The following is a 19,890-nucleotide window of genomic DNA, read 5'->3' on the forward strand; positions in this document are numbered from 1 at the left end:
AGGGGGTGAAAATCACCCCCGGTAGTTAACAAATTATTACGCCAGCTGGCGCAGCATGCGGCGCAGCGGCTCTGCGGCACCCCACAGCAGCTGGTCACCCACGGTGAACGCGGAGAGGTACTCTGGCCCCATGTTCAGCTTACGCAGACGGCCAACCGGCGTGGTCAGCGTGCCGGTAACGGCCGCAGGCGTCAGTTCGCGCATGGTGATATCGCGATCGTTTGGCACCACTTTCGCCCACGGGTTGTGTGCGGCAAGCAGCTCTTCCACGGTTGGAATAGACACATCTTTTTTCAGTTTAATGGTGAAGGCCTGGCTGTGGCAGCGCAGCGCGCCGATACGCACGCACAGACCGTCAACCGGAATGGTGTTCGCGGTAGCGAGGATTTTGTTGGTCTCCGCCTGACCCTTCCACTCTTCACGGGTCTGGCCGTTATCCAGCTGTTTGTCGATCCACGGGATCAGGCCACCGGCCAGCGGTACGCCAAAGTTATCGACCGGCAGTTCGCCGCTGCGGGTCAGCTCGGTGACCTTACGCTCGATATCGAGGATCGCGGACGCCGGATTTGCCAGCTCGGTCGCAACGCTCTGGTGCAGCTGGCCCATCTGGGTCAGCAGTTCACGCATGTGACGCGCACCGCCGCCGGATGCGGCCTGGTAGGTCGCCACGGAGACCCACTCAACCAGGTCCTGCGCGAACAGGCCACCGAGGGACATCAGCATCAGGCTGACGGTGCAGTTACCGCCGACAAAGGTTTTCACGCCGTTGTTCAGGCCGTCGGTGATCACGCCCTGGTTCACCGGGTCGAGGATGATGATGGCATCGTCTTTCATACGCAGCGAAGAGGCCGCGTCAATCCAGTAGCCCTGCCAGCCGCTTTCACGCAGCTTTGGATAGATTTCGTTGGTATAATCGCCGCCCTGGCAGGTCACAATAATGTCGAGTGCCTTCAGCGCTTCCAGATCGTAAGCATCCTGCAACGTCCCTGTGGTACCACCAAAGGACGGTGCAGCCTGGCCGAGCTGGGAAGTGGAGAAGAAGACCGGGCGGATAGCGTCGAAATCGCGCTCTTCAACCATGCGTTGCATGAGTACAGAGCCGACCATACCGCGCCAGCCGATAAAACCAACGTTTTTCATAGCATTTGTTTCCTGCAGAGGGTGTGTGCTGTTTGTGCAAGCCAGTATTGAACTGGGATATGCTTCACATTACAAAATGCTGCCAAAGTCGCAAGCGAAATTAATCGATGATTGCCCGGCAATCAGAAAAAGAGCTAATCATCCTAATAACCATAGAGAAATTCAGGGCTAATTTACATGAGTGAAATCATTTCTGCGGCGGTTTTATTGATCCTGATAATGGATCCACTGGGAAACCTGCCGATTTTCATGTCGGTGCTGAAGCACACCGAACCCAAGCGCCGCCGGGCGATCATGATCCGCGAGCTGCTCATCGCCCTGCTGGTGATGTTTATCTTCCTTTTTGCCGGCGAAAAAATTCTCGCCTTCCTGAATCTGCGTGCCGAAACGGTCTCCATTTCCGGCGGAATTATTCTGTTCCTGATTGCCATTAAGATGATTTTCCCGAGCGCGGAAGGCAGCAGCAGCGGCCTGCCTGCCGGTGAAGAGCCGTTTATCGTACCGCTGGCGATCCCGCTGGTCGCCGGGCCGACCATTCTGGCCACATTGATGCTGCTGTCGCATCAGTATCCCAACCAGATGAGCCATCTGGTGATTGCTTTGCTGATTGCCTGGGGCGGAACGTTCATCATTCTGCTGCAATCGTCGCTGTTCCTGCGCCTGCTGGGCGAGAAAGGGGTCAATGCGCTGGAACGCTTGATGGGGCTGATTCTGGTGATGATGGCGACGCAGATGTTCCTGGACGGGATACGTGCGTGGATGAAGGGATAGCAAGGTAAATGCAAAACGGCAATCTTAGATTGCCGTTTTTAGTGGTTGCTCCCTCTCCCCGTGGGAGAGGGCCGGGGTGAGGGCAACAGGCCGCACTCCTCAAAAATAATATTTCGTTTTGCGAGCCGCCTTCCAGAGCCTCTCTTGCCACCCCATCCCCAACGCAGTATCTTCTTGCCGCGCCTGCAAAATCAGGCGTCGGGATTAGCCTCCTGAACTTCCTCATCAGCAACACGAGTGTTATCGTGTCGCGCGCTTAGCTACACTCCAATGGTGGGCCAGGCGGGGGCGTCGCAAGACGCGCCGGTAGCTGATGAGGCCGGTAAGGCTAACCCTGTCTGGTTCCACCACCCGTGAGATTAGCCTCTCCAGTGGTGGATATACATTACGCATCAGAGGCGGTCTTATGACTACTACCCTTAGCTTTTCTCACTCCTTATTCACCACACCGTTCGATCACACAACCGACTTCACCGAGCAGGCAGACAACTGCGCGCGGTTTGTCGACGTGCTGGTTGAATGTGACGATCCAACCCAGAAGATGGCGCTGTGTGGACGACTTTCCGCCTGCCTCACCCTGCTTCAGCCCACGCTGCTTGAACCTGTACCAGAATATTTAAAAGCCAGCCTGACGGTGGATGACCTGCCGTTGGACGTGCCGGTATTCGAACCGGAAGTTGATCAGTTAGGGCGATATTGCCAGCTGTTAACGCAAATGCTGTTAGCGCATTCGCTGTCAGAAAGCGATGAGAGAGTGGCGGGAGATCTGCTGCAGGAGTTGGTGCGATTTTACAGCGATACGCTAAAAGCGCCGCGCTGGCTGCGCACAACGGAAGGCACAGTGCTGCTGTAAAAAAGCCGGGTGGCGCTTGCGCTTACCCGGCCTACGGGAACTGAGTTTTTTGTAGGTCGGGTAAGGCGAAGCCGCCACCCGACAAAATAAGATCTCTGCAGCCTGATGCCCTCACCCCAACCCTCTCCCAGAGGGAGAAAACCGGGGTTAGCTCAGCAGCGTAAACGCAATCATCCCGACAATCGCACCCGTAGTGCCGAGGATAGTTTCCATCAGCGTCCAGGTTTTCAGGGTTTGCGCTTCGGTCGCACCGGTAAATTTACCGAACAGCCAGAAGCCCGCATCGTTCACGTGCGACACCACAATCGAACCACCCGCGATACAGATAGACAGCGCCGCCATCTGCGCACCGGAATAGTTCAGCTGTTCAATCACCGGCATCACCAGGCCAACAGCCGTTAAACAGGCAACGGTCGCGGAGCCCTGAATGATACGCACCGCCGCCGCCAGCACAAAGCAGGTGACCGCGATGGGCAGTCCCATTCCGGTCAGCGCTTCACCCAGCGCCGGACCGACGCCTGAATCCACCAGCACCTGCTTGAACACGCCACCCGCACCGATCACCAGCAGGATAATGCCCGCTGGCTGCAGCGCAGCACCGCAGATTTCCATCACGCGGTCTTTCGGCATCCCCTGACGCATCGCCAGGCCATAAATCGCCACCAGACACGCCACCAGAATTGCCGTGAACGGGTGACCGATAAATTCGAACCATTCGTACGCGGTAGAGCCCACCGGTACAAAGCGCGCGGCAATGGTTTTCAGACCCACCAGCACCAGCGGCAGCAGGATCAGAGACAGGCTGAAGCCGAAGGACGGCATTTTACCTTCGCCCAGATGCGGCTCGGTAATATCATCAGGAATATGCAGTTCAACGTAGCGGCTGATGAAATTGCCCCACAGCGGACCGGCGATAATCATTCCCGGGATTGCCGCGCACAGGCCAATCAGGATCATCCAGCCAAAGTCAGCGTGCATCTGGGAAGCCAGCAGCATCGGTGCCGGTCCCGGCAAGAGAAACGCCGCCGCCGCGGCCACGCCCGCAAACAGCGGAATAACCAGCTTCACAAGGTTAGTACCGGTATGGCGTGCCATGGAGAACGCCACGCTAATCAGCAGCACCACGGCCACTTCAAAGAACAACGGCAGCGCGCAGATCAGACCGGCCAGGCCAATTGCATAGTGTGCACGACTGTGACCAAACGATTTCAGCATCTTGACGGCAATCTGGTCGACCGCGCCCGTCTCATGCAGAATCTTGCCAAACATCGCGCCCAGCGCGACCACAATAGCCAGGAAGCCCAGTGTGCCCCCCATCCCTTTTTCCATCGTCGCAGCGATCTTGTCGAGCGGCATGCCGGAAAAGAGACCTGCACCAATAGAAACCACCATCAAAGCAACAAAAGCATGCATACGCGCTTTCATCACTAAAAACAGCAGCAGCAATACCGAACCCACTGCTGTCAAAACTAGCGTTAATGTACTCAAAACTTACTGCCTTTTATTAATGACCTCGATGGTGCTGGCAACAACACCCTCCAGTGACTGATCGATATCAACCACTAAGACGTCTTTTTCATCTTCACCTGGCTCCTGCAGCGCTTCGAACTGTGTGACCAGCATCTGGGTTTTGAAGAAGTGGCCTTTGCGCGCCTTGAGACGGCTTTCGATGACGTCGAAATCGCCTTTCAGGTAGATGAAAGAGAGGTTCGGGTTGCCGTCACGCAGCAGATCGCGGTAGGTTTTTTTCAGCGCAGAGCAGACGATCAGGGAAACTTTATTGGTGCGCTGCATGGCAAACGCGGCATCGTTCAGCGCCTGTAACCACGGTTTACGGTCGTCGTCGTTCAGCGGCTCGCCGGAGGCCATCTTCATGATGTTGCTGCGCGGATGGAGGAAGTCGCCATCAAGAAACGCCGCATTAAGTTGATGCGCCACTTCGCTTGCCACGGCAGATTTACCGCTACCGGAAACGCCCATCAGGACGTAAACGTGGTGATCATGATTAGTCGTGCTCAAAGGGTGTCCCTCAGTCAATTGTTACGGGTAACAGTTATCGGTAACATTGTCCTGCCGGGGCAAAAGAGAAGCAATATCCAAACGTGCGCGATGTGAATAAGTGTGAGCTACTTCAAATTTGTCGGATTAAATAGATCCACCCGGTGACAAGGTGAAACCTAAATCTAACATTTTTGGCGTAACCGCTTCACCGCGAATGCGCGCCAGCAGGCGTTCTGCGCCAATGCGACCCATGCGTTCACGCGGTGTCAGGACGCTCGCCAGACGCGGCTCCATCACCTGGCCGATGTCATGGCCGTGGAAACCGGCTATCGCCATATCATCGGGGATCTTCAGCCCCAGACGCTGGCATTCGAACGCTGCACCGACCGCAAGGTCATCGTTGGTACAGAAAATACCGTCCAGTTGTGGATACTCGCGCCGTGCCTGCCGCATCAGCTCAATACCCGACGTATAGGAAGAGGACTGCTCCACCATCACGCTGTACGGGGTTAAATTTGCGTCAAGCATCGCCTGCTCGTATCCCTTCTGTTTGATGATAGTACGTTCATCAAGACGCGCACCCAGGTAGGCGATATGACGATGACCACGCGCGATGATCGCCGCCGTCATCTGCCGCGCCGCTTCGAAGTTGTCAAAACCCACGGCAATATCAAGGCACGGCGACTGGCTGTCCATCAGTTCCACCACCGGGATCCCGGCCACTTCGATCATCTTCAGCGTACGGGGGGTGTGAGTACGTTCAGTTAAAATCAGGCCATCGATGTTCCAGGAAAGCATCGATTCAAGACGTTCTTCTTCCAGTTCCGGTTTGTAGCCGTAGTGTGCCAGCATGGTCTGGTAACCAAACGCATCCGTGACGCTTTCAATACCGCGCAACACTTCGGCAAAGACCTGGTTAGTTAAAGAAGGCAGGAGGACGCCCACCGCACGACTGGTGGCATTAGAAAGAATATCGGGTGCGCGGTTAGGGATATAACCCAGTTCATCGAGAGCAGCGGCAATCTTGCCACGCAACGCTACGGAAACCTGTTCCGGGTTACGTAAAAAACGGCTGACCGTCATTTTGGTCACACCAACACGATCGGCGACATCCTGAAGTACGGGGCGTTTCTTTTTCATCGTCCTGAGAAATCTTGAAGAGAGAGATTTGCTCAGTTTATCACGGACAAAGCCCATCCTTCCCCTGTCAAAGGGAAGGATGGGCATTTATTTATGATTTATTACACCGGTGGCAGATCAAACAGCAGAATTTCACTTTCGCTGTCGGCATGCACGGAGAGCGCTTGCTCATCCCAGATGGCCAGACCATCCGCCGTTGTCGCTTTGGTGCCGTTGATGGACACTTCACCTTTCACCACCTGGATCCAGACGCGGCGGTTCGCGGCGATCTGGTGTACAGACTGTTCGTCTTTCGCCAGCGCCCAGCGGTACAGTTCCATATCCTGATGCACTTTCAGCGAACCTTCACGCGCATCCGGGGAGAGCACCAGCTGTTTGCCCTGTTTGGCGTCGAAGCGGCGCTGCTCGTAGCGCGGCTTGATGCCGGTTTCTTCTGGAATGATCCAGATTTGATACAGGTGCAGTTTTTCCGTTTTGCTCGGGTTGTACTCCGAGTGACGAACACCGGTACCCGCACTCATGATCTGGAACTCGCCCGCCGGAACCTGCTCTTTGTTGCCCATGCTGTCCTGGTGCTCAACCGCCCCTTCAAGCACATAGGTCAGGATTTCCATGTCTTTATGCGGGTGGGTACCGAAGCCCTGGCCTGCATCAATCACGTCATCGTTAATCACGCGCAGTGCGGAGAAGCCCATGAAGTTCGGGTCGTAGTAGTCGGCAAACGAGAATGAATGCCATGAGTCCAGCCAGCCATGATTCGCGTGACCACGTTCGTTTGCTTTGCGTAAGTAGATCATTGTTTTCACCCTCAGTTCGTTTCGATGGAGTAAGTGTGGACGCAAACCGCCTGGGATCATAGAGGGTGAAAATTGACTCCTCTGTTCAAAAATTATGAACAAGTGCAGAGGAGCCATTTTTGCTTATTTCGCAAGGGTTACCGTGGCAGGAGAAGCCTGTTCGAAGGCCCGTTCGAGGATTTCGAGGTTGGTCAGAACGTCAGATTCCTTGACGTAATTCGCCACGCCGCGGGTCAGGGTTGCATGCAGCGCGTCGTAGACGCGACCATAGTCGCCGGTTTCAGGCGTCAGCTCTTCTCTGACCGTCACACCTTCTGCGTTCACATACTCCAGTACGCCAACCGAATCATCCGCCGCAAAGCCCGGTTCACCCGGCATGATATTGGCCTTCAGGCTGGTCTCCTGCTGATCGATACCGTACTTGATAAACGAACCTTTCGTGCCGTGAACGATAAATTTCGGGTAGTCGATTTTCACCAGATGGCTGGTTTTAACGATGGCTTTCAGGTCGCCGTAGAACAGCTGCGCTTCAAAAGTATCGTCCGGGTTGGCTTTATTACGCAGGCTGCGAATGTCATACGCCACGTGGTCCGGGCGGCCAAACAGGGAGATGATTTGGTCCATGGTATGGACGCCAAGACCGTAGAAGGAACCGTCCTGCGGCAGGCCGGGCTTGGTCTCCGCCACCGGGCGGTAATAGTCAAAATGGCTTTCCATTTCGACGATGTCGCCAAGCTTGCCGCTCTCAATCGCCTTTTTCGCCGTCAGGAAGCAGCTGTCGAAGCGACGGTTCTGATACGGCGTGACGGTCAGCCCTTTGCTTTTCGCCAGTGCGAAGAGCGTTTTCGCTTCAGCGATGGTCGGGGTGAAGGGTTTTTCTACCAGCACGTTTTTACCCGCCTCGAGCGCGCGTTTCGCATAGTCGAAATGGCTGTCGGCATGGGTACAGACGATGACCAGTTTAACCTGCGGGTCGCCCAGGACTTCATTGAGATCGCTGGTGAAATGAATATGGGAATACTGCGGAGACTGCTCTTCCGGCTTCGCGCTGCGGCGGTAGATATGCGCCACATGCCAGCTGTCTTTACGGTTGAGAACATACGGAAGGTGATAGCGGGTCGTACTTTTACCAAATCCAATAAATGCGCAATGTAAGGTCATAGCTCAGTCCTTTTGGAAGGTTACTGGGTTTTACCATAGCGCATGTTTTGCCCTCACCCCAGCCCTCTCCCACGGGGAGAGGGCGAAAAAGGACAAAAAAAAGCCAGCTAAAAGCTGGCTAAAGTAATACTGGAAGCAATGTGAGCAATGTCGTGCTTTCAGGTTCCCGTAGTGGTCTTCCTGAATGCAGAGCAATAATAATCATTCTCATTCGCACTTGTCCAATACTTTTTGCAAAAAATAGCGGTTGACTCAAATTTCAAAGTCACTGATGTTGGAAAGGATGTTTAACTGACTGAGGAATAAGGAATGAGTGAGATAGTGATACGCCATGCGGAACCGAAAGATTATGACGCCATTCGTCAGATCCACGCCCAGCCGGAGGTGTACCACAACACGCTACAGGTTCCTCATCCCTCTGAGCAGATGTGGCAAGAGCGGCTATCCGACCAGCCGGGCATTAAACAGCTGGTCGCATGTATCGACGGCACCGTTGCCGGACACCTGTGCATCGCCGTTGCGCAACGCCCGCGCCGCAGCCATGTGGCTGATTTTGGGATCTGTGTAGGCGCGCAGTGGCAAAACCGGGGCGTTGCCAGCGCACTGATGCGCACCATGATTGATATGTGCGATAACTGGCTGCGCGTTGACCGCATTGAGCTGACGGTGTTTGTCGATAACGAGCCGGCGATTGCGGTGTACAAAAAACACGGATTTGAGATTGAAGGCACAGGCAAGCGTTATGCCCTGCGCAACGGCGAGTATGTGGATGCGTATTATATGGCGCGAATGAAGTAGTTAGTTGCCCTCACCCTAACCCTCTCCCACCGGGAGAGGGAATTACACAACAGATTAATACCCCGCCGTTAAATCATCCACCGACCGCGGGTCTGACGCGCCAAACAGCGCCCCGTCCGGCCCCACCATAATGCTCTGGGTGCTGCCCATCGCCTCTTTCACCGCTACCTTCTGTCCGCGCTGCTCCAGCAGTTTGAGGGTGTCCGGGCTAAAGCCCTTCTCGACGCGCAGTTCATCCGGCAGCCACTGGTGATGGAAGCGTGGGGCGTTGGTCGCCTCCGCCACGTTCATACCAAAGTCGATACTGTTCACCACCATCTGCAGCACGGTGGTGATAATTCGGCTGCCGCCCGGGCTGCCGGTTACCAGCCAGGTTTTGCCGTCTTTCACCACAATGGTTGGTGACATCGACGACAGCGGACGTTTCTTCGGCCCCACCGCGTTGGCATCCCCACCGACCAGCCCGTAGACGTTCGGTACGCCCGGTTTGGCAGAGAAGTCATCCATCTCGTTGTTCAGCAGAATGCCGCTGTTACCCGCCACAATACCGGTTCCAAAGGTGGTATTGAGCGTATAGGTAACCGCCACCGCGTTACCGTCTTTATCCACCACCGAGAAGTGGGTGGTCTGGTTACTTTCATACGGTGCCAGCTTGCCGGGGCGGATCTCGCTCGACGGCTTAGCCTTATTGATGTCGATCTGATCGGCAATGGATTTGGCATACGCTTTGTTGGTCAGCGCCTGCCACGGCACCTTCACAAAGTCCGGGTCGCCAAGGTATTCCGAGCGGTCGGCATAGGCGCGTTTTTCCGCCTCGGCCATCACCTGGATGGCATCGGCACTGCCGAAGCCAAACTTGTGCATATCGAAGTTTTCCAGAATATTGAGGATCTGCACGATGTGGATCCCGCCGGAGGACGGCGGCGGCATGGAGAAGACCTCATAGCCACGGTAGGTGCCGCTAATTGGCTCGCGCTCCACCGCCTTATACTCCGCCAGATCCGCTTTGGTGATGAGCCCGCCGTTCTTTTGCATCTCTTCGGCAATCTGGTCGGCAATCGCCCCTTTGTAGAAGGCGTCCGGGCCGTGCTCCGCAATCAGCTCCAGGCTTTTGGCAAGGTTCTTCTGCACCAGCTTATCGCCCTTCTTCAGCGGCTCTCCGTCTTTCCAGAAGATCGCCTTGCTGTTTTCATGGTTCGGAATGACTTCGCTGCCGTAGGTTTTAAGGTCATCGGCCAGGGCGTCGTTCACCACAAAGCCGTCGCGCGCCAGCTTAATGGCAGGCTGGACCACTTTGTTCAGCGGCATTGTGCCGTATTTTTCCAGCGCCAGCGAGAAGCCTGCGACGGTGCCCGGCGTGCCGGACGCAAGGTGCGAGGTCAGCGATTTTTTACTGTCCGGATTGCCCTGATCGTCAAGGAACATATCGCGGGAGGCCTGAGCAGGCGCCATTTCGCGGAAGTCGATAGCCGTCGTCTTCCCGTCTTTCGTGCGCAGCATCATAAAGCCGCCGCCGCCCAGATTCCCCGCCTGCGGGTGTGTTACCGCCAGCGCATAGCCGACCGCCACCGCGGCATCCACCGCATTACCGCCCTGTTTGAGAATATCGACGCCCACTTTCGTTGCCAGCGCATCCACCGAGGCCACCATCCCGTGCGTGGCCCGCACGGGATGAAACACATCTTCCTCCACGCCATAAGAGACCGGAGGAGCCGCAGGCGGGTTAGCCGCCACGCTAAATGTACCGCCTGCCATCAGCGCAGCGATGGCGACCCAGCGCAAAAGGGTTGGTTTCATCATTATTGTTCTCCAGGTGAAGGGAGCCATATTCCCCGCTTAAGCCTGGTTCACAACTCCTAAAAAATCATCGTCATGGTGAATTCGGGGTAAACTTAAGAGAAACCTCAAAGAAGGAGAAGATCATGAAACGCTTCCTGATCCTTACGGCGTTGCTCCCGTTTGCCGCACTTGCACAGCCACTCAATACGATGAATAACCCTAACCAGCCGGGCTATGTCATTCCGAGCCAGCAGCGTATGCAGACGGAGATGATGAGTCAGCAGCAACAGCAAAAAGGGATGCTGAACCAGCAGTTGAACACGCAGACCCGAATGCAGCAGCAGAGCCTGCAAAATCAGATGAACACAAACACCCAGCGCGTGCAGCAGGGGCAGATGCGCGAGCAACCGCTGCCGAATAAAAACGGCGGGATGCTTGGAGGGATGAGTTCGTCAGGCAGCGGACAGCAGCATATGCTGCCGTCGCAGTCTAATGGCAGTATGCTTAATCCGCAGAACTAAAGTCCGGGCCGATCAGGTCAATCGCATCGGTACAGATGCTGTCCACACCCCAGCGCAGCAGCTCAGCCGCACGCTGGGGTTTGTTGACGGTATACACCAGAATATGCAGCCCTGCCGCTTTCAGCATCTTAACCCTCGCCTCATCCAGCAGCTTATGATTGAGATGGATCGACACGCACGCTAAGCGGGTGGTCAGCTCACGCCAGTCCTCGCGCCACTCGTCCAGCAGCAGCCCGCGCGGCAGCTCCGGTACCGCAGCCTGTGCCGCTTCAAGGGCATCAATTTCAAATGACGACAGCAGCGGTGGCGTCATGCCTTCCCACAGCTCGCGTGCGGCCAGCGCAATCACGTTGCCCGTGAGCGGCCCGGTACCGGTCGTCGGTTTGATTTCGATGTTAGCCATCATCCCGTGTTGACGACAACGGTCGGCCACTTCCGCCAGCAGCGGCAGCGGTTCGCCTTTGTACTCGCCGCTGAACCAGCTTCCGGCATCCACCTTCAGCAGATCGCGCCACGGCAGTTCCCCCGCCACGCCCCAGCCGTTGCTGGTGCGTTCGAGATTGTCATCATGCAGCAGGAAAATTTCGCCGTCTTTCGACAGCTTGGCATCGAACTCAATCATCGTGTGGCCGTAGCGTGCGCCAACATCAATTGCCGCCAGGGTATTTTCCGGCGCCAGTTTACCGCCGCCACGGTGGGCGACGATGTGGGGATAAGGCCAGTTGCTCATACTCGTTGTCCTGTTTCACCGTCAAATAAGTGCAGGTGATTTTCCGGCAGGTGCAGCCACAGCGTGCTGCCTGCTTTCGGGCGTTCCTGATGCGGCAGACGCACCACCATTTTTTGCTCGCCCCAGCGTCCATGCGCCAGGTTATCTGCACCCAACATCTCCAGCGTGTCCATCACCAGCGGCACACCGCCGTCCGCCTGAGAGGTTAAACCAATATGCTCCGGGCGAATACCGAGCGTCATCTTACGCCCGGCGTAGCCACGATAGTACCAGTTGATGGGCAATGCCATCCCGCTTTCCAGCTCAAAGTGGGTGCCCGCGCTGCTGATCCGCCCTTCCAGCAGGTTCATTGCCGGGCTGCCGATAAAGCTCGCCACAAAACGGCTGGCCGGTTTTTCGTACACCTCCACCGGCGTGCCAATCTGTTCGGCAACGCCTTTGTTCATCACCATCACCCGCTGGGCAAGGGTCATGGCTTCGACCTGATCGTGCGTCACGTACAGGGAGGTGGTTTTAAGACGGCGATGCAGTTGCTGCAGCTCCAGACGCATCTGCACGCGCAGCTTGGCGTCGAGGTTAGAAAGCGGTTCATCGAACAGAAACACCGCCGGATCGCGCACGATGGCACGCCCCATCGCCACGCGCTGGCGCTGGCCGCCGGAGAGCTCGCGCGGACGGCGCTTAAGCAGGCCATCCAGCTCCAGAATGCGCGCCGCCTCTTTCACCCGCTCCTCGATATGCCCCTTGCCCATGCCGCGGATTTTCAGCCCCCAGGCCATATTCTCTTCCACGCTCATGTGCGGATAGAGGGCGTAGTTCTGGAACACCATCGCGATGCCGCGATCTTTGGGCTCCATCTCGGTCACGCGCTGGCGGTCAATCCAGATATCGCCGGAGGAGACGCGCTCAAGCCCGGCCACCATGCGCAGCAGCGTGGATTTGCCGCAACCGGACGGGCCGACCATCACGATGAACTCCCCGTCCGCCACGTCGAGGGTAAGCGGCTGAATCACCTGGGTTTTGCCATCCCAGCTTTTGGTCACTGCCTGAAGTTTTAAACCTGCCATCTTATTTCTCACTGTCCACTAAACCACGCACAAACGCACGCTGCATGGCTAAAACGATAACGATCGGGGGAATAAGGGTGAGCAGCATCGCCGCCATCACCTGGTTCCAGAGGGTGGTGCCTTCGCCGGTGGCGATCATGCCCTTGATGCCCGCCACGGCGGTGCCGAGGTTGACGTCCTGAATAATCAGCAGCGGCCACAGGTACTGGTTCCAGCCGTAGATAAAGGTGATCACAAACAGCGCCGCGAGGTTGGTTTTCGACAGCGGCAGCACGATGTCGCGGAAAAAGCGCATCGGTGAGGCGCCGTCAATGCGCGCGGCTTCAATCAGCTCGTCCGGCAGCGTCATAAAGAACTGGCGGAACAGGAAGGTGGCGGTCGCAGATGCCATCAGCGGCAGAGTTAAGCCCGCGTAGCTGTCGAGCATCTTCAGGTTGGCGATCACTTCCACCGTCGGGAAGATACGCACCTCCACCGGCAGCATCAGGGTGATAAAAATCATCCAGAAGAAGAGGTTACGCAGCGGAAAGCGGAACCAGACGATGGCGAAGGCCGAGAGCATCGACACCGTGATTTTGCCCACCGTAATGCCGAACGCCATGATGAAGCTGTTGAGCATCATCAGCCAGAACGGCGCGCTGTTGGCCCCCACACCCTGGGTCCAGATTGTTTTCATGTTCTCAAAAAGATGCGTGCCTGGGATCAGCGTCATCGGCGTGTCGAACACCGCTTTGGTGTCCAGCGTGGCGGCGACAAACGCCACGTACAGCGGAAAGAGGATGACGATAATCCCCAGAATCAGCATGGTATGGCTGAAAATCGTCAGCCCGCGACGGTTCTCAATCATTGGTAGCGCACCTTACTTTCGACATAGCGGAACTGCACCACCGTGAGGATGATGACAAGGAACATCAGCACGACGGACTGCGCGGCGGAGGCCGAGAGATCCAGCCCGGCAAACCCTTCGCGGTAGATTTTATAAATCAGCGTCGTCGTGGCCTGCACCGGGCCACCGGCGGTGGCCGCGTCGATGACCGGGAAGGTGTCGAAAAAGGCATACACCAGGTTCACCACCAGCAGGAAGAAACTCACCGGGGCAATCAGCGGCAGCGACAGCCTGAAGAAGCGGCGGATCGGGCCTGCGCCGTCAATGGCGGCGGCTTCCACCAGCGAACGCGGAATGGACTGTAGCGCGGCAAAGAAGAACAGGAAGTTGTAGCTGATCTGCTTCCACACCGAGGCGAACACCACCAGGAACATCGCCTGGCCGCTATTCTGGGCGTGGTTCCAGTCGTATCCGAATTCCGCCAGAAAATGGGTAATTAACCCGCGTCCGGGGTTAAACAGGAAGATCCACAGCACGGCGGCGACCGCTGGTGCCACGGCGTAGGGCAGCAGCATCAGGGTCTGATACAGACGGCTGCCACGCACCACGTAATCCACCAGCGCGGCGAAGAACAGCGAGGCAACAAGGCCGCTCACGGTGACCAGCGCGCTGAATTTGATCGTCGTCCAGAAAGAATCCAGGTAGTAGCTGTCGTGGAACAGCGCGATAAAGTTGTCCAGGCCAACAAACTGGCTGGAGAGCCCAAACGGATCAACGCTTTGCACCGAGTACCAGAGCGCTTCGCCCGCAGGCCAGATAAAGAAGATAACGGTGATGACCAGCTGAGGCGCGACCAGCAGATACGGCAGCCAGCGGGAACGAAACACCGGACGGGATGATGACATTGAGATTTGGTTCCTGAACAGTGCCGGGTGGCGGCTACGCCTTACCCGGCCTACATATGGCACGTCGTAGGCCCGGTAAGCGCAGCGCCACCGGGCATTTTTTTACGATTTGGTGGACTGCTCAAAGCGGCGCAGCAGCTGATTTCCGCGCTCTACCGCTGAATCCAGCGCCTGCTGTGGCGTTTTCTTGCCGGTCCAGACGCTTTCCAGCTCTTCGTCGACAATGGTGCGGATCTGCGGCATGTTGCCCAGACGCAGCCCTTTGGTGAACGGCAACGGCGGCTTGTTCAGCATCTGACGCGTTGCGATATCCGCACCCGGATTCTTGCTGTAGAAGCCCTGCTCGCGGGTCAGGTCATAGGCAGCTTTGGTGATCGGCAGGTAGCCGGTTTTCTGGTGCCATTCGGCCGCGTTTTCAGGTTTCGCCAGGAAGTCGAGGAACTCGGCCACTCCTTTGTAGGTGCCGGCGTCTTTGCCCTGCATCACCCACAGGCTTGCTCCGCCGATGATGGCGTTCTGTGGCGCGCCTTTCACGTCTGCGTCGTACGGCATCATGCCCACGCCATAGTTGAATTTGGCATAGTGACGGATATCCGCCAGCGAGCCGGACGAGGCGGTGGTAATGGCGCAGTCACCGTTGTAGAACTTCTCGGTGGATTCGTCTTTACGTCCGAAGTAGCTGAAATCACCCTTCTTGTTCAACTCTTCCAGCAGCGCGATGTGCTTCACCTGCTCTGGCTTGTTGAACTCCAGTACCGCGTCGGTGCCATCGAAACCGTTGTTTTTGGTGGCTACCGGCAGGCCGTGCCAGGCGCTGAAGTTTTCAATCTGGATCCAGCCCTGCCAGCCGCTGGCGTAGCCGCACTTCATCCCCGCCGCTTTCAGCTTCGCGGTGTACTCCGCCAGATCCTGCCAGGTTTTTGGCGGCTGCTCCGGGTCTAAACCGGCTTTCTTAAAGGCGTCTTTGTTGTAGTACAGCACCGGCGTCGAGCTGTTAAACGGCTGAGACAGCAGATGGTCGGTTTTAGAATCGGTGTAGTAACCCGCTACGGTCGGCACAAACTGGGATTCGTCGAAGTTGATCCCCGCCTCTTTGAACACTTCGTAGACCGGTTTGATGGCTTTGGAGGCCATCATGGTCGCTGTGCCTACTTCGTACACCTGCAAAATGGCAGGCGCATTACCGGTACGGAAGGCGGCAATGCCCGCGCTCAGGCTCTGCTCGTAGTTACCTTTGTACACCGGCACAATTTTGTAATCCGGATGGGAGTCGTTGAAACGCTGCGCCAGGGAGTCAACCTCTTTACCCAACTCCCCTTCCATGGAATGCCAGAACGGAATGGTCGTCACAGCCATTGCGTTCGTCGCAAAAGCCAGACCCAGTGCCAGACCCAAAGCTGTGTGTCGTAACGATGTCATTGTCATCTCTCTTATTGTGCCGGATGCGCGATATCACGCGTTTTATGCTCGCGAGGTAACATGACATGCTCGAATGACAGAAAAATAACTGTTTGTTTACAGATAAGTGACAACAAAAGGTCAGCGGGATGATGGTTGTGTGAAGGGGTTTGGGGTGTGGTTGGGTGCGGTCTGGTGCCCTCACCCCGGCCCTCTCCCACGGGGGAGAGGGAGAAAACACTAAAAATGGCAACGTGCGTTGCCATTTTGCTTTTACCTATCCGCCTAAATACGCACTCCGCACCGCTTCATTGGCCAGCAGCGCATCGCCGGTATCCTCAAGCACCACGTGGCCGTTCTCCAGCACGTAACCGCGATCGGCGAGCTTCAGCGCCTGGTTGGCGTTCTGCTCGACGAGGAAGATGGTCATCCCCTCTTTACGCAGCTGTTCAATGGTGTCGAAGATCTGCTGAATGATAATTGGCGCAAGACCCAGCGACGGTTCATCCAGCAGCAGCAGGCGCGGCTGGCTCATCAGGGCGCGGCCGATCGCCAGCATTTGCTGCTCACCGCCGGACATGGTCCCCGCACGCTGAATACGACGCTCCCACAGGCGCGGGAAGAGTTCGTACACCCACTTGATACGGGACTGATACTGGTCGCGGTCAGCGAAGAAGCCGCCCATTGCCAGGTTCTCTTCCACCGTCATGCGCGAGAAGACGCGACGCCCTTCAGGGACTATCGCCACCGCTTCACGCATGATTCTGGCGGTCTGCCAGTCGGTGATGTCTTTGCCATCAAACACAATCCGCCCGCTGGTGGCGCGCGGGTCGCCGCACAGGGTACCAAGCAGCGTGGTTTTGCCCGCGCCGTTAGCCCCAATCAGGGTGACGATTTCGCCCTGATTGATATGCAGGCTGACGTCGTGCAGCGCCTGGATCTTGCCGTAGTGGGCACTTACCTTGTCAAACGTTAACATCGCTTTTTCCATCTTATGCCTCACCCAGGTATGCGCGGATCACGTCCGGGTTGTTGCGGATTTCATCCGGCGTGCCGTTTGCCAGCGGCGTTCCCTGGTTCACCACGTAGATACGGTCAGAGATCCCCATTACCAGCTTCATATCGTGCTCAATCAGCAGGATAGTGGTGTCGTGATGATCGCGAAGCTCAGCAATCAGCTCGTCCAGCTCTTTGGTCTCTTTCGGGTTCAGACCCGCAGCGGGTTCATCGAGCATCAGGATTTCCGGCTGCGTTACCATGCAGCGCACAATCTCAAGGCGACGCTGGTCACCGTACGCAAGGTTACTTGCCTGGCGGTTGGCATGCGGCAGCAGACCGATACGGTCAAGCCATGTTGCCGCACGATCCAGCGCTTCGCTCTGCGCACGGCGGAAGGCTGGCGTCTTCAGCAGGCCGGAGAACAGACCGGTTTTCAGCTGCTGATGCTGTGCCACCAGCAGGTTCTCAATCACCGTCATCTCGCGGAACAGACGCACGTGCTGGAAAGTACGCACCACGCCCATACGGGCAATCTGCTGGCCCGGCAGCCCTTCCAGATGCTGGTCGCGCAGCATGATGGTGCCGCCCGTCGGCTTGTAGAAACCGGTCAGGCAGTTAAAGACCGTGGTTTTTCCCGCACCGTTCGGGCCAATCAGGGAGACGATCTCTTTCTTGTGCAGATCCAGATTCACATTGTTGACCGCCAGCAGGCCGCCAAAACGCATCATCAGACCGTTAACGGATAATAATGGCTGACTCATGCCTGCTCTCCTTTTGCTTGCCCGTTCTTCAGCTTCAGCTGTGGACGAGTCATCGGCAGCAGACCCTGCGGACGCCAGATCATCATCAGCACCATCAAACCACCCAGCATCAGCATGCTGTATTCGTTAAAGTCACGCATCAGCTCGCGTGAAACCACCAGCAGAATGGCGGCGAGGATAACAGCAAACTGCGAACCCATCCCGCCGAGTACCACAATCGCCAGCACAAAGGCGGATTCGGCAAAGGTGAACGATTCCGGGCTGACAAAGCCCTGACGCGCGGCAAACAGCGTGCCGGCAAAACCGGCGAACGCGGCGCTGATGGTGAACGCAGTCAGCTTAATGCGGGTCGGGTTGAGGCCCAGGGAGCGGCAGGCGATTTCATCTTCACGCAGCGCTTCCCACGCGCGGCCCAGCGGCATACGCAGCAGGCGGTTAATCACGAACAGGGTGATGACCACCAGCAGCAGCGCCACCAGATAGAGCCAAATCACGCGATCGGACGGATCGTATTTCACGCCGAAGAAGTTGCTGAAGGTATCCCAGCCGCCTTCACGGGCGGTACGGCTGAACTCCAGACCAAAGAAGGTTGGTTTCGGAATCTGGCTGATGCCGTTCGGGCCGCCGGTCACCTCGGTATTGTTGAGCAGCAGGATACGGACGATTTCGCCGAAGCCTAAGGTCACAATCGCCAGGTAGTCACCGCGCAGGCGCAGCACCGGGAAGCCAAGCAGGAAACCTGCCGCGGCAGAGACCAGCCCCGCCAGCGGCAAGCACGTCCAGAAGCCGAGACCGTAATAGTGGTTCAGTAGCGCAAAGGTATACGCGCCAATGGCGTAGAAACCGCCGTAGCCCAGTACCAGCAGGCCAGAGAGCCCCACCACCACGTTCAGGCCCAGACCCAGAATAACGTAGATCATGGTCAGGGTGGCGATATCTACCGTGCCGCGCGAGACCACGAACGGCCACGCCACCGCAGCCACCAGCAGCGCCACGAGGAACAGCTTCTGCTTAACGGTGGAGCCATCGATAGCCGGCAGGACAAACTTCGGTCCTGAGACGCCTTTCAGCGTTTTCTGGAACAGCGGACGCAGCAGCTGGAACAGGAACACCACGGCGGTGCCGATAAAGACCCACTGCCAGCGAATGTCAGCGGCGGTGTCTACCACAAGCTTTGTGCCGTTCAGCTCTAACTGAACGCCCATAAAGACGCCCGCCAGCACGAAGAACATGGCGGCAGAGAGCAGCGCCATTGCAAAATGCATCGGTTTCATACTTTCTCTACCTCCGGACGACCCAGAATACCGGTAGGCATTACCAGCAGAACCAGAATCAGCAGGGCAAACGACACCACGTCTTTATACTCGGTACTCAGATACGCTGAGGAGAGCGCTTCTGCCACGCCCAGAATCAGGCCGCCAATCATCGCGCCAGGAATACTGCCGATACCGCCCAGTACCGCCGCGGTAAAGGCTTTCATCCCGGCCATAAAGCCGATGTACGGGTTAATTACGCCGTAGAACTGGCCGAGCAGGACGCCTGCGACGGCCGCCATCGCGGCGCCAATCACGAAGGTCAGGGCAATCACGCGGTCGGTGTTGATCCCGAGCAGGCTCGCCATCTTCAAATCTTCCGCGCAGGCGCGGCAGGCGCGTCCCATGCGCGAGTAGCGGATGAAGAGCGTCAGGGCGAGCATCGCAATAAAGGTCACCACCCAGATCACCAGTTGCATGGTGGTGATAGAGGCAGAGAAGTTTTCGCTGGCGCCGACAATCCACTGGCCGTTGAACAGGCTTGGCAGCGCCACATCGCGCGAGCCTTCGGTCAGGCTGACGTAGTTTTGCAGGAAGATAGACATCCCAATCGCGGAGATCAGGGCAATCAGGCGCTTGGAGCTGCGTACCGGCCGGTAGGCCACCCGCTCGATGCTCCAGCCGTAGGCGCTGGCAATCACAATCGCGCCGACAAACCCGGCGGCGACCAGCAGCCAGCTGCTGTCGATACCCATCATCATCAGGGCGGCGATAATCATAAAGGAGACGTAGCTACCGATCATGTACACCTCGCCGTGGGCGAAGTTGATCATGCCGATAATGCCGTACACCATCGTATAGCCGATGGCAATCAGCGCGTAGGTGCTTCCCAGCGTGACGCCGTTAAACATCTGCTGCAGGAAATAGAGAAACTGCTCGGACATATGCAAACCTTTTTATACCCGCCCGGCGGTCCGGGCGGCGGGATAA

Annotated in this window: 20 protein-coding genes; 4 read left to right on the forward strand and 16 right to left on the reverse strand. The window is 57.0% G+C overall.

Features of this window, described 5'->3' with window-relative positions:
* Positions 1-36: 36 nt before the first annotated feature.
* Positions 37-1,140 (reverse strand): aspartate-semialdehyde dehydrogenase, encoded by a 1,104-nt coding sequence (asd, locus tag ACQG22_RS22025; RefSeq protein WP_029883894.1) that lies wholly within the window; start codon positions 1,138-1,140, stop codon positions 37-39.
* A 177-nt stretch (positions 1,141-1,317) separates the two neighbouring features.
* On the opposite strand from asd, the gene yhgN reads away from it, so the two are divergent.
* Both yhgN and ACQG22_RS22035 read left to right on the forward strand, forming a co-directional pair.
* A complete protein-coding gene (yhgN, locus tag ACQG22_RS22030) occupies positions 1,318-1,911 on the forward strand; it encodes an NAAT family transporter YhgN (protein WP_003861574.1) in 594 nt (197 codons plus the stop codon).
* Between the two features lie 406 nt (positions 1,912-2,317).
* The gene (locus tag ACQG22_RS22035) at positions 2,318-2,764 is read left to right on the forward strand and encodes a hypothetical protein (RefSeq protein WP_029883906.1); all 447 of its coding nucleotides are present in this window, start codon (positions 2,318-2,320) and stop codon (positions 2,762-2,764) included.
* A 147-nt stretch (positions 2,765-2,911) separates the two neighbouring features.
* Here the strand turns inward: ACQG22_RS22035 and gntU are convergent, their stop codons facing one another.
* The 5 genes from gntU to ACQG22_RS22060 all read right to left on the reverse strand — a co-directional run bounded on the left by gntU (position 2,912) and on the right by ACQG22_RS22060 (position 7,863).
* Positions 2,912-4,252, reverse strand: coding sequence for a gluconate transporter (gene gntU, locus ACQG22_RS22040; protein WP_014833577.1), 1,341 nt, complete (start codon positions 4,250-4,252; stop codon positions 2,912-2,914).
* A gap of 3 nt (positions 4,253-4,255) precedes the next feature.
* Positions 4,256-4,783 carry a gluconokinase gene (gntK, locus tag ACQG22_RS22045; protein WP_038420757.1) on the reverse strand — a complete coding sequence of 176 codons (528 nt, stop codon included), beginning with the start codon at positions 4,781-4,783 and terminating at the stop codon, positions 4,256-4,258.
* Positions 4,784-4,909: 126 nt separating this feature from the next.
* Positions 4,910-5,905 (reverse strand): gluconate operon transcriptional repressor GntR, encoded by a 996-nt coding sequence (gntR, locus tag ACQG22_RS22050; protein WP_014833579.1) that lies wholly within the window; start codon positions 5,903-5,905, stop codon positions 4,910-4,912.
* A gap of 101 nt (positions 5,906-6,006) precedes the next feature.
* Positions 6,007-6,702, reverse strand: coding sequence for a pirin family protein (locus ACQG22_RS22055; protein WP_048972508.1), 696 nt, complete (start codon positions 6,700-6,702; stop codon positions 6,007-6,009).
* 123 nt (positions 6,703-6,825) lie between these two features.
* The gene (locus ACQG22_RS22060; RefSeq protein WP_023621444.1) at positions 6,826-7,863 is read right to left on the reverse strand and encodes an oxidoreductase; all 1,038 of its coding nucleotides are present in this window, start codon (positions 7,861-7,863) and stop codon (positions 6,826-6,828) included.
* Between the two features lie 309 nt (positions 7,864-8,172).
* Here ACQG22_RS22060 and yhhY point away from each other — a divergent pair, with 309 nt between their 5' ends.
* Positions 8,173-8,661, forward strand: a complete 489-nt coding sequence (gene yhhY, locus ACQG22_RS22065) for an N-acetyltransferase (RefSeq protein ID WP_013099120.1) — start codon at positions 8,173-8,175, stop codon at positions 8,659-8,661.
* Between the two features lie 54 nt (positions 8,662-8,715).
* Here yhhY and ggt read toward each other — a convergent pair whose 3' ends face one another.
* On the reverse strand, positions 8,716-10,461 hold the full coding sequence (gene ggt, locus ACQG22_RS22070) for a gamma-glutamyltransferase (RefSeq protein WP_173675158.1): 1,746 nt from the start codon (positions 10,459-10,461) through the stop codon (positions 8,716-8,718).
* A 122-nt stretch (positions 10,462-10,583) separates the two neighbouring features.
* Between ggt and ACQG22_RS22075 the strand changes: the two genes are divergently transcribed.
* Positions 10,584-10,961: a DUF2756 family protein gene (locus ACQG22_RS22075; protein ID WP_013099122.1), complete on the forward strand. Its 378-nt coding sequence runs from the start codon at positions 10,584-10,586 to the stop codon at positions 10,959-10,961.
* Here ACQG22_RS22075 and ugpQ read toward each other — a convergent pair.
* The 9 genes from ugpQ to livH all read right to left on the reverse strand — a co-directional run bounded on the left by ugpQ (position 10,945) and on the right by livH (position 19,844).
* Positions 10,945-11,691 carry a glycerophosphodiester phosphodiesterase gene (gene ugpQ, locus ACQG22_RS22080; protein WP_013099123.1) on the reverse strand — a complete coding sequence of 249 codons (747 nt, stop codon included), beginning with the start codon at positions 11,689-11,691 and terminating at the stop codon, positions 10,945-10,947. The two genes, ACQG22_RS22075 and ugpQ, sit on opposite strands and share 17 nt — an antisense overlap.
* Positions 11,688-12,758 carry a sn-glycerol-3-phosphate import ATP-binding protein UgpC gene (locus tag ACQG22_RS22085; protein ID WP_020687753.1) on the reverse strand — a complete coding sequence of 357 codons (1,071 nt, stop codon included), beginning with the start codon at positions 12,756-12,758 and terminating at the stop codon, positions 11,688-11,690. Before ACQG22_RS22085 ends, ugpQ begins: the two co-directional genes overlap by 4 nt.
* A 1-nt stretch (position 12,759) precedes the next feature.
* The gene (gene ugpE, locus ACQG22_RS22090; protein WP_150057914.1) at positions 12,760-13,605 is read right to left on the reverse strand and encodes a sn-glycerol-3-phosphate ABC transporter permease UgpE; all 846 of its coding nucleotides are present in this window, start codon (positions 13,603-13,605) and stop codon (positions 12,760-12,762) included.
* The gene (ugpA, locus tag ACQG22_RS22095; RefSeq protein WP_040020748.1) at positions 13,602-14,489 is read right to left on the reverse strand and encodes a sn-glycerol-3-phosphate ABC transporter permease UgpA; all 888 of its coding nucleotides are present in this window, start codon (positions 14,487-14,489) and stop codon (positions 13,602-13,604) included. Before ugpA ends, ugpE begins: the two co-directional genes overlap by 4 nt.
* A gap of 102 nt (positions 14,490-14,591) precedes the next feature.
* A complete protein-coding gene (gene ugpB / locus ACQG22_RS22100) occupies positions 14,592-15,908 on the reverse strand; it encodes a sn-glycerol-3-phosphate ABC transporter substrate-binding protein UgpB (RefSeq protein WP_369706719.1) in 1,317 nt (438 codons plus the stop codon).
* 256 nt (positions 15,909-16,164) lie between these two features.
* The gene (livF, locus tag ACQG22_RS22105) at positions 16,165-16,878 is read right to left on the reverse strand and encodes a high-affinity branched-chain amino acid ABC transporter ATP-binding protein LivF (protein ID WP_013099128.1); all 714 of its coding nucleotides are present in this window, start codon (positions 16,876-16,878) and stop codon (positions 16,165-16,167) included.
* A gap of 1 nt (position 16,879) precedes the next feature.
* Positions 16,880-17,647: a high-affinity branched-chain amino acid ABC transporter ATP-binding protein LivG gene (gene livG / locus ACQG22_RS22110; RefSeq protein WP_013099129.1), complete on the reverse strand. Its 768-nt coding sequence runs from the start codon at positions 17,645-17,647 to the stop codon at positions 16,880-16,882.
* Positions 17,644-18,921: a branched chain amino acid ABC transporter permease LivM gene (livM, locus tag ACQG22_RS22115; RefSeq protein ID WP_013099130.1), complete on the reverse strand. Its 1,278-nt coding sequence runs from the start codon at positions 18,919-18,921 to the stop codon at positions 17,644-17,646. Before livM ends, livG begins: the two co-directional genes overlap by 4 nt.
* Positions 18,918-19,844, reverse strand: coding sequence for a high-affinity branched-chain amino acid ABC transporter permease LivH (livH, locus tag ACQG22_RS22120; protein ID WP_013099131.1), 927 nt, complete (start codon positions 19,842-19,844; stop codon positions 18,918-18,920). Before livH ends, livM begins: the two co-directional genes overlap by 4 nt.
* Positions 19,845-19,890 lie beyond the last annotated feature (46 nt).

It is taken from the genome of Enterobacter cloacae complex sp. 309I3, assembly GCF_050031595.1.
Lineage (GTDB): Bacteria > Pseudomonadota > Gammaproteobacteria > Enterobacterales > Enterobacteriaceae > Enterobacter > Enterobacter cloacae.

Excerpts from the sequence above, each read along its gene's own strand:
- ACQG22_RS22085 (WP_020687753.1), bottom strand. The coding sequence starts at position 12,758 with ATGGCAGGTTTAAAACTTCAGGCAGTGACCAAAAGCTGGGATGGCAAA.
- ugpB (WP_369706719.1), bottom strand. The coding sequence starts at position 15,908 with ATGACATCGTTACGACACACAGCTTTGGGTCTGGCACTGGGTCTGGCT.
- ACQG22_RS22060 (WP_023621444.1), bottom strand. The coding sequence starts at position 7,863 with ATGACCTTACATTGCGCATTTATTGGATTTGGTAAAAGTACGACCCGC.
- ACQG22_RS22075 (WP_013099122.1), top strand. The coding sequence starts at position 10,584 with ATGAAACGCTTCCTGATCCTTACGGCGTTGCTCCCGTTTGCCGCACTT.
- ugpA (WP_040020748.1), bottom strand. The coding sequence starts at position 14,489 with ATGTCATCATCCCGTCCGGTGTTTCGTTCCCGCTGGCTGCCGTATCTG.
- ugpQ (WP_013099123.1), bottom strand. The coding sequence starts at position 11,691 with ATGAGCAACTGGCCTTATCCCCACATCGTCGCCCACCGTGGCGGCGGT.
- ACQG22_RS22035 (WP_029883906.1), top strand. The coding sequence starts at position 2,318 with ATGACTACTACCCTTAGCTTTTCTCACTCCTTATTCACCACACCGTTC.
- ggt (WP_173675158.1), bottom strand. The coding sequence starts at position 10,461 with ATGATGAAACCAACCCTTTTGCGCTGGGTCGCCATCGCTGCGCTGATG.
- livF (WP_013099128.1), bottom strand. The coding sequence starts at position 16,878 with ATGGAAAAAGCGATGTTAACGTTTGACAAGGTAAGTGCCCACTACGGC.
- ugpE (WP_150057914.1), bottom strand. The coding sequence starts at position 13,605 with ATGATTGAGAACCGTCGCGGGCTGACGATTTTCAGCCATACCATGCTG.
- livH (WP_013099131.1), bottom strand. The coding sequence starts at position 19,844 with ATGTCCGAGCAGTTTCTCTATTTCCTGCAGCAGATGTTTAACGGCGTC.
- livG (WP_013099129.1), bottom strand. The coding sequence starts at position 17,647 with ATGAGTCAGCCATTATTATCCGTTAACGGTCTGATGATGCGTTTTGGC.
- gntR (WP_014833579.1), bottom strand. The coding sequence starts at position 5,905 with ATGAAAAAGAAACGCCCCGTACTTCAGGATGTCGCCGATCGTGTTGGT.
- asd (WP_029883894.1), bottom strand. The coding sequence starts at position 1,140 with ATGAAAAACGTTGGTTTTATCGGCTGGCGCGGTATGGTCGGCTCTGTA.
- yhgN (WP_003861574.1), top strand. The coding sequence starts at position 1,318 with ATGAGTGAAATCATTTCTGCGGCGGTTTTATTGATCCTGATAATGGAT.
- ACQG22_RS22055 (WP_048972508.1), bottom strand. The coding sequence starts at position 6,702 with ATGATCTACTTACGCAAAGCAAACGAACGTGGTCACGCGAATCATGGC.
- livM (WP_013099130.1), bottom strand. The coding sequence starts at position 18,921 with ATGAAACCGATGCATTTTGCAATGGCGCTGCTCTCTGCCGCCATGTTC.
- yhhY (WP_013099120.1), top strand. The coding sequence starts at position 8,173 with ATGAGTGAGATAGTGATACGCCATGCGGAACCGAAAGATTATGACGCC.